This is a genomic window from Psychrobacter sp. CX97, from assembly GCF_057396285.1.
Map to the genome: position 1 here is coordinate 288,118 of NZ_JBXYJE010000001.1, position 13,518 is coordinate 301,635.

Annotated in this window: 10 protein-coding genes; 4 read left to right on the forward strand and 6 right to left on the reverse strand. The window is 40.0% G+C overall.

Annotated features, from left to right (window positions below; genetic code table 11):
• Positions 1–46 precede the first annotated feature (46 nt).
• The 4 genes from AC2SLL_RS01130 (at position 47) to AC2SLL_RS01145 (ending at position 4,936) form a co-directional block, all read left to right on the forward strand.
• Entirely contained in the window at positions 47–1,300 is a 1,254-nt protein-coding gene (locus AC2SLL_RS01130) for a vWA domain-containing protein (RefSeq protein ID WP_486529827.1), read from the forward strand.
• Between the two features lie 323 nt (positions 1,301–1,623).
• Positions 1,624–1,986 (forward strand): septum formation family protein, encoded by a 363-nt coding sequence (locus AC2SLL_RS01135; protein WP_486529828.1) that lies wholly within the window; start codon positions 1,624–1,626, stop codon positions 1,984–1,986.
• A 201-nt stretch (positions 1,987–2,187) separates the two neighbouring features.
• The gene (gene nspC / locus AC2SLL_RS01140; RefSeq protein WP_486529829.1) at positions 2,188–3,354 is read left to right on the forward strand and encodes a carboxynorspermidine decarboxylase; all 1,167 of its coding nucleotides are present in this window, start codon (positions 2,188–2,190) and stop codon (positions 3,352–3,354) included.
• A gap of 310 nt (positions 3,355–3,664) precedes the next feature.
• On the forward strand, positions 3,665–4,936 hold the full coding sequence (locus tag AC2SLL_RS01145; RefSeq protein WP_486529830.1) for a saccharopine dehydrogenase family protein: 1,272 nt from the start codon (positions 3,665–3,667) through the stop codon (positions 4,934–4,936).
• Between the two features lie 163 nt (positions 4,937–5,099).
• On the opposite strand, the gene AC2SLL_RS01150 is transcribed toward AC2SLL_RS01145, so the two are convergent.
• From AC2SLL_RS01150 to metG, 6 genes are all read right to left on the reverse strand, one after another.
• Positions 5,100–5,894 carry an ABC transporter ATP-binding protein gene (locus tag AC2SLL_RS01150; protein ID WP_486529831.1) on the reverse strand — a complete coding sequence of 265 codons (795 nt, stop codon included), beginning with the start codon at positions 5,892–5,894 and terminating at the stop codon, positions 5,100–5,102.
• A 155-nt stretch (positions 5,895–6,049) separates the two neighbouring features.
• Complete coding sequence (locus AC2SLL_RS01155; protein WP_486529832.1) at positions 6,050–6,946, reverse strand: ABC transporter permease; 897 nt, start codon at positions 6,944–6,946, stop codon at positions 6,050–6,052.
• Between the two features lie 532 nt (positions 6,947–7,478).
• Positions 7,479–8,513 (reverse strand): ABC transporter substrate-binding protein, encoded by a 1,035-nt coding sequence (locus AC2SLL_RS01160; RefSeq protein WP_486529833.1) that lies wholly within the window; start codon positions 8,511–8,513, stop codon positions 7,479–7,481.
• Positions 8,514–8,698: 185 nt separating this feature from the next.
• Positions 8,699–9,739, reverse strand: a complete 1,041-nt coding sequence (locus AC2SLL_RS01165; RefSeq protein ID WP_486529834.1) for an ABC transporter substrate-binding protein — start codon at positions 9,737–9,739, stop codon at positions 8,699–8,701.
• 130 nt (positions 9,740–9,869) lie between these two features.
• The gene (locus AC2SLL_RS01170) at positions 9,870–10,862 is read right to left on the reverse strand and encodes an ABC transporter substrate-binding protein (protein ID WP_486529911.1); all 993 of its coding nucleotides are present in this window, start codon (positions 10,860–10,862) and stop codon (positions 9,870–9,872) included.
• A gap of 350 nt (positions 10,863–11,212) precedes the next feature.
• Positions 11,213–13,324 carry a methionine--tRNA ligase gene (gene metG / locus AC2SLL_RS01175; RefSeq protein ID WP_486529835.1) on the reverse strand — a complete coding sequence of 704 codons (2,112 nt, stop codon included), beginning with the start codon at positions 13,322–13,324 and terminating at the stop codon, positions 11,213–11,215.
• Positions 13,325–13,518: the final 194 nt, after the last annotated feature.

Consider the following 13,518-nt stretch of genomic DNA (forward strand, 5'->3'; position numbering starts at 1 on the left):
GTCGAGATTATCATTAGGTGTCGTAACATCAAAGGGCAAGGCTGATATGTTTGTAAAATTGTTTTATACCTTGAGGACTTATGGAGTGCCAGTAAGCACTCGTGAGTTGCTAGATTTAAATGCCGCTCTAGATAAAGGATTAATGCGTCAGCCACATCCTGAGTTATCAAAAGATGACCCTGATGTTGTTAATGAGAATGACGTATGGACGTTTGCCAGTCGTGACGATATGTATCGGTTGATTAAGCTGTGTATGGTCAAAGATGAGCGCCATTTTGATAAATTTGACCGTGCTATGGCCGATTACTTTGATGGTGTGGATAGCTTAGATATTGACGAACTAATGGCTAAGCTTACCGATGTGCCAAAAGAATGGCTCGATTTAAAGCTTGATCCTAAGAATTTAACCGAAGAACAGCGTCGGCTGCTAAAAAAATATGGCTCATTAGAAGAGCTAATGAAGGCTCTTGAGGAACGCTTAAAAGAACAAAAAAAACGACATCAAGGGGGGAGTAAGTGGGTTGGCACTGGAGGAAGCTCACCGTTTGGGGCATATGGTGATCATCCAGAAGGGGTACGAGTTGGCGGTGAATCCCGCAAACGCAGTGCAGTCAAAGTATGGGAGCAGCGTAAGTATCGAGATTTAGATGATGATAAGCAGTTGGGCACCCGCCAGTTGCAAATGGCGTTGCGTAACTTACGCCAGTTCGCACGTACGGGAAGTGCTGACGAGCTTGATATTAAAGAAACCATCAAGCGTACTGCCAAAAAAGGCGTGCTCGACATTCATATGCAGCCAGAACGACGTAACCGAGTTAAGGTGCTGATGCTATTTGATGTTGGGGGTAGTATGGATGCGCATATTGAAGCTTTAGAAAAACTGTTCTCGGCTGCAAAAAATGAATTTAAAACTTTAGAGTTCTTCTACTTCCATAACTGTTTATATGATTATGTATGGAAAAATAATCAACGTCGTCATGCTGAACGCACCCCAACCATGGAGCTACTACAGAAATACGGTAGAGAATATAGAGTCATCTTTGTCGGTGATGCCTCAATGTCGCCTTATGAACTATTTTCGGTAGGCGGTAGTGTTGAATATATGAATTCAGAACCTGGAGTCATTTGGTTAAAGCGGGTTGTTGAGCACTTTGATAAGGTGGCTTGGCTAAATCCAGAGGACAAAACCTATTGGCATTATACACATACCATTGGCGAGATTGACAAGTTGATGGACGGTCATATGTATCCGATGACGCTGCATGGGGTAGAAGAGATGACAGGTTATTTGGCAAGGTAGTATCAGCTTAAAGCCTTGTCTATTCTCTTTAAAAGTATGCATGGTATTTAATTTAAATATATCGGCCACTTTACCCATTATAAATAAGACATAAGTTATTAGTAACACCAACTTATCAGTAAAATAGAGTAAGGAATTAAAGTTGGAGAAATCTAAAAGGATTCAAGGCGTGCAGTATATGTCGTCTTTTTTTATTATCTCATTAATATTAGTAGGGGCACTGACAGGCTGCTCACAAGAGAATGGTTCTCAGACTCAAAAAGCTGAGGAATCGTTATTTTAAAAATGAAGTAGGTTACCACATTAATAGCCTAAAGATCGGTATGTGTTTTGATGATGCTAGCGAAGAAGACACCATTACTGATGAGAATCAGAATATTGCCGCTAATAACTTTCCTATCCTTGCATGTAATGCCCCACATGATAATGAGGTGTACTATATTTATAACTTGCCAGAAGCAGAGGACTATAACGAAACTGAGGCGCTAATTGAGCGTATGCTGGATGTGTGTGAAGATAAGTTTAAAGGCTATATTGGTAAATCCTATCAAGATTCTTATTACGAGATGTCAGTATTAACACCAACGATAAAAAGCTGGCAAGAGGATGATAGAGAAGCGGTTTGCTATGCTTTTCATCCCGAGGATAAGAAACTTTATAACTCTTTAAAAGATATCAATGAGTAAGTATAGACTTTCTCAAGATTGTTTAAATATTAGTAATCCCCAAATAGTATCGAAGAGGTTTTAGAAGAGCCTCTTATCAAATTAGGGTCGAACTTAGATTAGCCGTTTAAATTAGACAGCCGATATTATGTCTATTACGAGGCTCTATTCCAATTGGCCTTATTAACGGTTTTCATTCCTTTTGTTTTTTTAGGAAAAAATATGCTAAATACCCCTTATTATCAAATTGATATTACTGATTTAAAGCAAAACTTAGCAATCGTTAAGCGTCTTTGCGACCTCTCTGGCGCCAAAGCGTTATTAGCACTGAAATGTTTTGCCACTTGGGGTGTATTTGATGAGATGAAGCCCTACTTGCATGGCACAACCTCATCATCTCTAAATGAAGTGCGATTGGGTAAAGAAGAGTTTGGTAACGTTGTTCATGAAGATGGCAGTGTTGAGAAAAAAGAGACTCATGCATACAGTGTTGCCTATAGTGCCGATGAAATTGATGAAGTGTTAACCTACGCGGATAAAATTATTTTCAACTCTTTTAATCAGCTCCATGCCTTTAAAGATAAAGCTAAAGCTCAGGGCGTCCCTGTAGGTCTACGCATTAACCCTAAAACAAGCAATTCGTCATTCATAATTGCAGATCCTGCTCGGCCTTTTAGTCGTTTAGGTGAGCATGATATCAATAAAATTAAACCTGTAGTTCCCGAGATTACTGGTGTCATGATTCATAATAACTGTGAAAATGAAAGTTTTGAAGCGTTTAATGCGAGCCTTGATGATATTGAAAACAAGTTCGGTGCTCTCTTCCACGAGCTGCAATGGGTCAGCTTAGGTGGGGGCATACACTTTATCGCGCCTGACTATCCGTTAGAAAAGTTGGCAGATAGGCTGAAAAGCTTTAGCGAGAAATACGGTGTGCAAGTGTATTTAGAACCAGGTGAAGCCTGTATTCACAATGCTGCCAAGCTGGTTACCACTGTCGTAGATACCCTGCATAATGGTAAGCCACTTGCAGTCGTTGATGCGTCTATTGAAGCGCATATGCTTGATTTATTAATTTACCGTGAGACTGCACCTTTGGTTGAGGTCAATGAACAGGCTTGTGATATTGCTTCAACAGAGACAGATTCTAGTACCATTATATATGGTAAGTCTTGCTTGGCCGGCGATATATTTGGCGAATATGCCTTAGATACGCCATTAAGCATCGGTGACACCGTTGCATTCGGTAATGCGGCAGGTTACACCATGGTAAAAAAGAATTGGTTTAATGGCGTGGCAATGCCTTCTATTGTAATCTGCAATGAGCAAGGTAATCTTAAAGTACAAAAAACCTTTGGCTATGATGACTTTAAAGCCAGTCTGTCTTAACAGAACGGATAAAGTAAATTACCCGTTTATTGTTTAATACACTTTAAACAACAAAAACTATTAGGATTGACTTACACAAAGCTTACTATAAATGTCATGATAGATACCAGATTGGTTAAAAATTGAATATTAGCTAATTTGCAGTCGCATTATTGTGTATTTGACATTATAATGCTGCGTTTTTAAATTTCGGGTGCGTGGGTTTTCCTATTTCTTCCTTTTTAATTCACGCACATCATTCACGGCGTCAACTCGTACCCTTTATATTAACTGACTAAGGTATGTTGACCCACTAAGGAGGATTTCCAGATTGACTTCTAATACAACCAAAACCCCCAAGCGTAATGTACTCATAATCGGTGCTGGCGGAGTGGCTCAAGTCGTTGCACACAAATGTGCTATGCATAATGATGTACTAGGTAAGTTGCATATTGCCTCACGCACCAAATCAAAATGTGATGAGATTGCAGCCAGCGTGATAGAGAAGGGTAGTTTCAAACAAGAAGCTATCTTACATACTCACGAAGTAGATGCCATGGATTCAGACGCTGTTGCAACCTTAATCAAGGACACTGGCGTACAAATCGTGATTAATGTTGGTTCCGCATTCGTCAATATGACCGTGCTTGAAGCCTGTATCAATACTGGTACCGCCTATATCGATACCGCCATTCATGAAGACCCTCGCAAAATATGTGAGACACCGCCATGGTATGGTAACTACGAATGGAAACGCAAAGAGCGTTGTGCCGAAAACAATATTACCGCCATTCTTGGCGCAGGCTTTGATCCCGGTGTGGTTAATGCCTATGCGCGAGTCGGCTATGACATGATGGACAAAGGCTCGGTAACTGATATCGATATTATTGACATTAACGCCGGCAGTCATGGCAAATACTTCGCCACTAACTTTGATCCAGAGATCAACTTTCGTGAATTTACCGGAACGGTATACTCTTGGCAAAACAGCCAATGGCAATCCAACAAAATGTTTGAAGTAAAACGCACCGACGATTTACCCGTGGTGGGCGAGCAAAACAGTTACCTTAGTGGCCATGACGAAATTCACTCATTATCTGCTAACCTCGACGTACCCAACATACGTTTTTGGATGGGTTTTGGCGAGCATTACATCAATGTATTTACAGTATTACAAAACCTTGGCTTGTTATCTGAACAGCCTGTCATGACTGCTGAAGGTCAAGAAGTCGTACCGCTGAAAGTTGTCAAAGCAGTATTACCTGACCCAAGCTCCTTGGCACCTGACTACACAGGCAAGACCTGCATTGGCGATAAAGTCAAAGGTAAGATTAATGGAGTCGATAGTGAAGTCTTTATCTACAATGTCTCTGACCACAAGGACGCATACAACGAAGTTGGTAGCCAAGGTATTTCATACACTGCTGGCGTGCCCCCTGTTGCTGCCGCCATGCTTATCGCGACTGGCGAGTGGGATATCGGTCATATGGCAAATGTTGAAGAGCTGGACGTCAAACCTTTCATTAATTTATTAAACGATATTGGCCTGCCAACCCGTATTCAAGATAATAAAGGGGATAGAGCTTTACAGTTCGAACTATAAAATTTATTTTTATCAGTAACAAGCAAGCCTAACTGAATTAAACTGCACCCCATAAGTTGGACACAACTTATGGGGTGCAGTTCATTATTGAAGGGGTTATTTGACTATAAAATTTACTCAACAATAGGCTTTTGCATATTAAGCGTATATCAAGTAGTGAGAGTTAACTCAAAATTAAACTGTCATCTTCAACTTTTTCGCCTCGGGTTTGCTCAAACATGTCCAGTAAATCGTGCACGGTCATACCTTTACGTTCATTACCTGCTACATCTAATACCACTTGTCCTTGATGCAGCATCACTGTGCGGTCGCCATGGGTTAAAGCCTGTTGCATCGAATGCGTTACCATCATAGTGGTCAAATTATTATCAGTGACAATCTTGTCAGTAAGCTCTAACACGAAAGCGGCAGTCTTAGGATCGAGAGCAGCCGTATGCTCATCCAGTAATAAAATTTTTGAGGGTTGTAGCGATGCCATAAGCAAGCTTACCGCTTGGCGCTGACCCCCTGAAAGCAATCCCATTCTATCCGACAAACGGTTTTCTAACCCCAGTTTTAAGATAGATAACTTTTCACGGAATAACTCACGGTTATTATTGTTAAGGGCGAATTGCAAGCCACGTTTTCCGCCACGTTTATAAGCCAACGCTAGATTTTCTTCAATGGTTAAAGCTTCACATGTGCCTGCCATAGGGTCTTGGAAAACTCGGGCCACCCAGTGTGCTCTTTGGTGAGCCGTTTTTCTAGTGACATCAAGACCGTTCAGCAATATAGAGCCACTGTCTACACGTGTTGTACCGCTAACTGCGTTCAAAAACGTTGATTTACCTGCACCATTCGTCCCAATGACTGTGACAAACTCACCTTCGGCGATATTCAAGCTGATGCCACGAAGGGCAGGGTTTTCGATTGGTGTACCTGGGTTGAATGTTAACCTAAGATCATTGGCTTCCATCATAGGACGCTATCCTTTTAATTTAGAGGCTTTTTTAGTAATGTTGCTAACCACTTGGTACTAATAACAATAATACTAAAATATAAACTCTGAATTTAATGTGTGATTATTGGTGTATAGTCAAAGTATTCATAATACGATTAATCGGTTTGGTTAAATTACGTGCGTTTACCACGCATTAACTTTGACTTAATTGAGGGTAATTGCAGGGCAATAACCACCAATAGGGCAGTGATTAAATTTAAATCTTGTGACCCAAAACCAATGCTACGCAGTAAATCACTAGACAAAGCTACCTGAATAAATAACTTATAAATAACTGCCCCTAAAATAACCGCAAAAGTAATTAACCAAATGCGCTTTGCAGGAATAATAGTTTCTCCAATAATTACCGCTGCTAAACCAATAACAATCGTACCGATTCCAATAGAGATATCTGCTCCACCTTGAGTTTGTACAAACAAAGCACCACCTAAAGCAATGAGGGCGTTTGATATTGCCATACCGACAACCGTCATGACCGAAGTATTAATACCTTGTGCTTGTGCCATGCGCAGGTTAGATCCCGTAGCGCGCATTGATAAACCAGACTCAGTACTAAAGAACCAATCTAAGAATAACTTGGCTACTATAACCACCCCGCCGATAATTACGCAGCGCACCCAATAGCCATTTTCATTGGTAACAAAGGGGCTGAAGACAGTTTCCTCTCCTAGCAATGGCAAGTTTGGCGCACCCATGATACGTAAGTTAACTGAGTACAGCGCAACCATTACTAAAATACTAGCAAGCAGCTGCAAAATGCCAAGTTTCACATGTAGCCAAGCCGTTACTATACCAGCAAGCGCACCAGCAATCATACCCAAGCCGCAGGCAATCCATGGATCAATACCCGAGACAATAGAAATACCGGCAACAGCTCCCCCTAACGGAAAGCTACCATCCGCAGTAAGGTCAGGGAAATCAAGAGTACGAAACGAAATGAGTACGCCAAGGGCTATTAAGGCGTAGATAAGACCACTTTCGAGAGCCCCAAAAAAAGCAATGAGAGACATAATATATAATGACACCGCTTAGGGTTTAACCAGTTGTCTAATAGAGTTGTATAATAAATTTACTGACTGGCATAGAAGCTGGTTAAAGTAGATTTAACAGATTAAATGATCTGCGCTTAAAATAAACCAATGAATATTATCGCAACGAAATTTTTCAATTGTCGTCATAGTAATCATGAACCTATACCAAAGATTAGCTATTAAGTCTAAATAACTATAAGTCTTAATAACTATAAGTCTTAATAACTATAAGTCTAAATAACTATAAGTCTAAATAACTATAAGTCTAAATAACTATGCTATTAAACAATAGGTATCATATTGGTTTAAGGTGTTGAGCTTAAGAATATCCAGTAATTCATATATTTCTCGCAATATTGCTAAACCTAAAGATTTACCTAAGGCATATATAAAATTACAAAATAAATATTTTACAGATAAAAGAAGATTTAATAAACAATTAAAGCATATGATGAGGCCTTTGTACTTTTATATAAATGAGGACTCATCTGATATCTATAAAAACATTAGGCTATTCAATAATCTTGTCGGCTCTATCAATGACTGACTGTGGTAATTTAAACCCTTGTTCAGCAGCATGATTAGGGCTTACAAATAAACTTAAGTTTTCAGGAATGTAAGTAGGAATACTACCTGGACTTTCCCCATTTAAGATACGGCTGACAATCTTGCCTGTCTCACGTCCTAAATCGACATAGTTAACACCTAATGCAGCGGCAGCACCACGCGATACAGAATCAGTATCTTGTGCAATGATGGGTATTTTACTTTCGGTGGCGACTTGCGAAAGCGACTCAAAAGCAGAAACCACACCATTGTCATTAGACACATAAATCATATCCACTTTATCAGCTAAGCTAAGAGCAGCTTGATGAATCTCATTACTGCGCTGTGCAGGAGCGTCATGGATAGTGATGCCCATCGGCTCTAAGCGCTCTTTTAAGTTTTTGAGGATAACAGTTGAATTAACTTCACCTGGGCTATATACATACCCTACATCTTTCAAACTAGGAATAATCTCTTTCATAAGCGCAATTTGTGGCTCATAGGGCATCGCATTTGTTGCGCCAGTAACATTGGTCCCTGAGGCTTCTAAGCTCGGGACAAGTTTAGCGGTAACAGGGTCAGTTACGGCACTAAATACAATAGGAATAGTATTGGTTGCCGAGGCCATTGATTGAGCGGAAGGGGTGGAAATAGCAACAATTACATCTGGTGCTTCGCCAATATATTGTTTTGAAATCTGACCAGCAGTAGCTGGGCTACCTTGTGCACTTTGAAACCTTATTTCTAAGTTCTCTCCTTCTACAAATCCTTGATCTTTAAGCTCTGCTATGACACCTTCACGAACGGCATCAAGAGCGGGGTGTTCAACAATAGCAGTGATGGCCACCTCTTTGATATCGGCATCTTCACTCACTGATGTTTTGGTATCTGTTTTGGATTCAGTAGAGTCTGTGGAGGGTTGCTGATTACATCCAGCTAACATGGCAGTTAATAATCCACCGCACATTAAGGTTTTAACAAATCCATTTGTCATAATCATTAATATAATCCTAAAAAAATATAATCCTAAAAAATTCAATAAATATTTTAGGAAGTATATGACATCTATCAAATACTTCCAAATAAAAAAAGCCTAGGTCATTTTGTAAGTGCATATCGTACTTAGCGATTAAAAAAATCAGCATTACTCGAGGCTTAATTGAATAATCACTTAAAGAAACTTTCTTATTCGATGACTTCTTTAGCGCTATCTATAAGGTCTTTTGGCAATTCTATACCGACTTCATTTGCATTGGCTTTACTAACATATAAATCCAATGACTTTGCCGTATAAACTGGAATGTCTCCCGCTTTCTCGCCATTTAAAATACGGCTAACAATGGCACCAGTTTCACGACCAAGGTCATGATAGTTGACGCCCAATGCAGCAATAGCACCACGCTCAACGGAGCCTGTGTCAGAAGCAATCAAAGGTATCTTACTTTCGCGGGCCACTTGATAAAGTGACTCATATGCAGAAACTACATTGTTGTCTGTAGAGGTGTAAATGACATCTACTTTATCAGCGATACTACGTGCTGCCATAGCGATGTCATTACTTTTTTGAGCGGGGGCTGAATGTATAGTAATACCCATTGGGGTCAGCTTTTCAGTGAGGTTTTTGAGTACTATGGTCGAGTTGACTTCACCTGGGCTATAAACATAACCGACATTTTTTAAGTCTGGAATAATCTGTTTCATCAAATCAATTTGTGGTTCGTATGGTAGGGCATCAGATGCGCCAGTTACGTTTGTACCAGACCCCTCTAAACTGTTTACGAGTTTGGCTTCAATAGGATCGGTTACGGCAGAAAACACTAATGGAATAGAGGTGGTAGAGGCTGCAACTGACTGAGCAGAAGGCGTTGCAATAGCCACAATAACATCAGGTTCATCACCAACAAATTGTTTGGCAATCTGACCAGCAGTGGCAGTATTGCCTTGAGCACTTTGGAAATTAACCTTTAAGTTCTTACCTTCTATATAACCGTCTTCGGTCAATTTTTCAATAACACCTTTACGCACTGCATCTAAGGCAGGGTGTTCAACAATCGCGGTAATTGCGACTTCTTTCACGTCAGTATCAGCAACGACGGTAGTGTCTGCATTTGAAGTTGTATCATTCGATTGTTCAGTATTATTTGCTGGCTGATTGCATCCCGCTAAAATTGCGGTAGCGACTCCGCCCCACATAAGGGTTTTGACAAAGCGATTTGGATTGAACATGGGTTGATCTCCTAAGTAAATAGCCAATAATTTAGAATATAAATTATTGGCGTTTGTATAAATTTGAAGTCATCCTGACCTCAAAAAAGTTGCTGATTAAAGAATATCAGATTTTTAGTAAATTGGTAGTTTATTTATCATCAACATTAATCGCTTCTTTAAATAATGACTCGTCAAGCTGAATTCCTTGTTGGGCTGCATGTTTGGGACTAATATAAAGTGTTAACTTATTCATAACCGCTGGTTTAATCTCAGATGTCGCTTCGCCGTTTAATACACGATATACCATATTACCTGTCACTCTACCAAAGTCATAGTCATTAACACCAAGGGCAGCTGTAGCACCTCGCATAACACTAAATTCATCTGATGTAATAATCGGTATATCTAGCTCATTAGCGGCAGAAGCCATAGACTCAAAAGCGGATATAACATTGTTGTCAAGTGAGGTGTATATTACGTCTGCACGCCCATCTAAACTGCGGGTTGCCATGGCAACATCAGTAGGACGGTTGGCAGCAACGTCAAGAATTTTAAGTCCACGTGCAGGCGCTGCTTCTTGTAGTTGCTTTAACACAGCAACTGAGTTTGCTTCCCCAGGGCTATATACATAGCCAATAGTCTTGGCGTCTGGTACTATTTTTTGAACCAGATCTAAAGGTGGATCTATGGGAAACTGACTCGATAGACCTGTCACATTCGGTTGAATCGGCACATTGTTTTTATCAATTAGCTTAGCTGCTACGGGGTCAGAAATAGCGGTGTAAATCACAGGTATTGTGGTTGTCGATGCAACAACAGACTGTGCTGAGGGCGTTGATATTGCCACTATAGCATCGGGCACATCGCCCGCAAATTGTTTGGCGATTTGTCCAGCAGTTGCGGTATTACCTTGTGCACTTTGGAAGTTAACCTTTAAGTTTTTACCTTCAGCGTATCCCTTATCTGCAAGTTGTTCAATAATGCCGCGGCGTATTTCATCTAATGATGGGTGTTCAACAATTTGAGTAATGGCAACGGTCTTTGATTTTTGACTATTATTTACACTTGCTGCAGATACTTCAGCCGCTGTATTTTCTGCTTTGTCTGAACACCCAGTGAGTCCGGCCACCCCTAATCCCATGCTAATCGCTAAGAGACTTTGACAAATTTTTTTAAAGGAGGGTTTTTTAGTCGTTGAGCCAAGTTTTGATAGGTTAGATGTTGTGAACATAGATTGGCGGGAATTTAATAGCATATAAAACTCACTAAATTATTTAAAGTTGAAAGGTTTGAATTTTTAAATTTTTGAAAGAGATAGAGTTAAGATCTAAGGGTATTAGGATACAATCATGTACTAGTATAGTAGAACATAAGTTTGAATATTTTACAATAAAAAATCGGTGCTTATTTTCTAAACACCGATTGAATTTAAAGGATCTAATCTAAATAGGCCAGCTCTTAAAAACGCCTGTGCAATATGTGATCTGTGAGTTAAGCGAGCTTATTACCTACTTGACACGCCTCAGGTAGAGTGATGACCACTAAGCCAGTTTTAGGGTCGCCCGATGATAAAATCATACCTTCTGATATGCCAAATTTCATTTTGCGTGGTGCAAGGTTCGTCACACAAATCACTTTTTTATCAGTCAACTGCTCAGGCTCATAAAACTGCCGAATGCCACTAAACACATTGATTGGCTTATCTCTGCCAATATCTAACGTAAATTGTAGCAATTTGTCTGCGCCTTCAACATAGTTACACTCAAGCACTTGAGCCACGGTCATCTCAACTTTCATAAAGTCATTGAAGTCGAGGAATTTCCCTTCAGTTGAAGCTGCATTGACTTTAGATTTAGCACTGTTGTTCGACTGAGCACTGCTATCGGACTTAACAGTATTTTGAGGATCAATAGCTGCCAAGTCCTGCTTTGACTCTTCAACCATAGCATCAATTTGTGCTTGCTCAATACGTTGCATAAGGGGTTTGAACTTATTAATTTTGTGGTCTAACAACAACTCATTACGGCTTTCAAAGCTTAAGTCCTCGATATTTAAGAAAGCTTTGGCGTTATTCGTTAGCTCTGGCAAAACAGGCGCTAAGTAAACCATTAATTGGCGGAATACATTTATCGCCACTGAGCAGACGTCTTGAACCTCTTGTTCTTTACCTTCTTCTTTTGCCATTGCCCAAGGTTTTTTGCTATCAATGTATTCGTTTGCCTTATCCGCACACTGCATAATTAGGCGCATGGCGCGGCTGAACTCTCTATTTTCATAAGCAGTGGCAATCTCTTCGCCTGTGCGCATCACATCATTTAATAGCTCAGGCTCAGCACAGGTTTCAGACAACATGCCGTCATATTTTTTGACAATAAAACCTGCACTACGGCTAGCGATATTGACCACTTTACCAACCATATCAGAATTAACTTTTTGCATAAAATCAGCAAAATCTAGGTTCATGTCTTCTACTTTATCCGATAGCTTTGTCGCGAAGTAATAGCGCAAGTATTCAGGGTGGAGATGTTTATCAAAGGTTTCAGCTTGAATGAAAGTACCGCGTGACTTACTCATTTTTTCGCCGTTGACCATGAGGAAACCGTGTGCAAATACGCCTGTTGGGGTGCGGTATTCAGCACCTGCTAACATAGCTGGCCAAAATAAAGCATGGAAGTAGACAATGTCCTTACCAATAAAATGGTATAACTCAGTCTTATGCTGATTTTCTGCTAACCAATAATCATCAAAGTCGAGTTCTGGGTATAGTGGGTCTGTAGAACCCCGACGCTGTTTGCAAAGATTTTTGAAGCTAGCCATATAACCGATAGGTGCATCTAGCCAGACATAAAAATATTTATCAGGTTCATCGTCTGGTGTATCAGGAATTTTAAAACCGAAATAGGGTCCATCTCGTGAAATGTCCCAGCTTGCTAAGCCTGCTTCAAACCATTCTTGCAGTTTGTTTGATACCGAGGATTGAAGTCGACCTTCGTCTTTAGTCCATTGTTGTAAGAAGGTTTCAAACTCTGGCAAGTTGAAGAAATAGTGTTTAGATGTCTTTAAGACTGGGGTAGCGCCAGATAAGGTAGAGTACGGATTTTTAAGTTCAGTGGCATTGTAAGTCGTGCCACAAACTTCACAGTTATCGCCATATTGGTCTTTGGCACTACATTTAGGACATTCACCTTTGACAAAACGATCGGCTAAGAATAACCCTTTTTCTGGGTCAAATAGTTGTTCAACATCTTTGGTTGAGATGTGACCTTCGGCATTTAAACGGCGATAAATTAATTCAGAGAACTCTTTGTTTTCATCCGAATGCGTCGTGTGGTAATTATCGTATTCAATTAAAAACTTAGCAAAGTCAGATTCATGCGAGTTTTTAACTTCTGCTATGAGCTGTTCAGGAGTAATCCCTTTTTCTTCAGCTTTAAGCATTATGCTTGTCCCATGCGCGTCATCCGCACAAACATAAGTTACCTGATGGCCCTGTGCTTTCATTGCTCTGACCCAAATATCAGTTTGAATATGTTCTAGAAGATGACCTAAGTGGATATTGCCATTGGCATAGGGAAGGGCACTGGTAACAAGAATATGACGCACAAAACCACCTATAAAGTTTATTGATTTTAGAAAGACTGTTAAGAGAATTGTCTGAGTTTATAATGTGCGACTATGATACCGCAAAAGGCATAAAAATGGGAATTTACCTACCGATGTTTAATAGGATATATCACTATAGAGTTTTAGCGATTTAAACAGTGCTGCGATTAATTAAGATATTTAAACAAGTTGAA

Bases quoted from the DNA above. Each gene is read 5' to 3' on its own strand.
- AC2SLL_RS01155 (WP_486529832.1), bottom strand. From the start codon at position 6,946: ATGTCTCTCATTGCTTTTTTTGGGGCTCTCGAAAGTGGTCTTATCTAC.
- AC2SLL_RS01160 (WP_486529833.1), bottom strand. From the start codon at position 8,513: ATGATTATGACAAATGGATTTGTTAAAACCTTAATGTGCGGTGGATTA.
- AC2SLL_RS01165 (WP_486529834.1), bottom strand. From the start codon at position 9,739: ATGTTCAATCCAAATCGCTTTGTCAAAACCCTTATGTGGGGCGGAGTC.
- nspC (WP_486529829.1), top strand. From the start codon at position 2,188: ATGCTAAATACCCCTTATTATCAAATTGATATTACTGATTTAAAGCAA.
- AC2SLL_RS01170 (WP_486529911.1), bottom strand. From the start codon at position 10,862: ATGGGATTAGGGGTGGCCGGACTCACTGGGTGTTCAGACAAAGCAGAA.
- AC2SLL_RS01130 (WP_486529827.1), top strand. From the start codon at position 47: ATGTTTGTAAAATTGTTTTATACCTTGAGGACTTATGGAGTGCCAGTA.
- AC2SLL_RS01150 (WP_486529831.1), bottom strand. From the start codon at position 5,894: ATGATGGAAGCCAATGATCTTAGGTTAACATTCAACCCAGGTACACCA.
- AC2SLL_RS01135 (WP_486529828.1), top strand. From the start codon at position 1,624: ATGTGTTTTGATGATGCTAGCGAAGAAGACACCATTACTGATGAGAAT.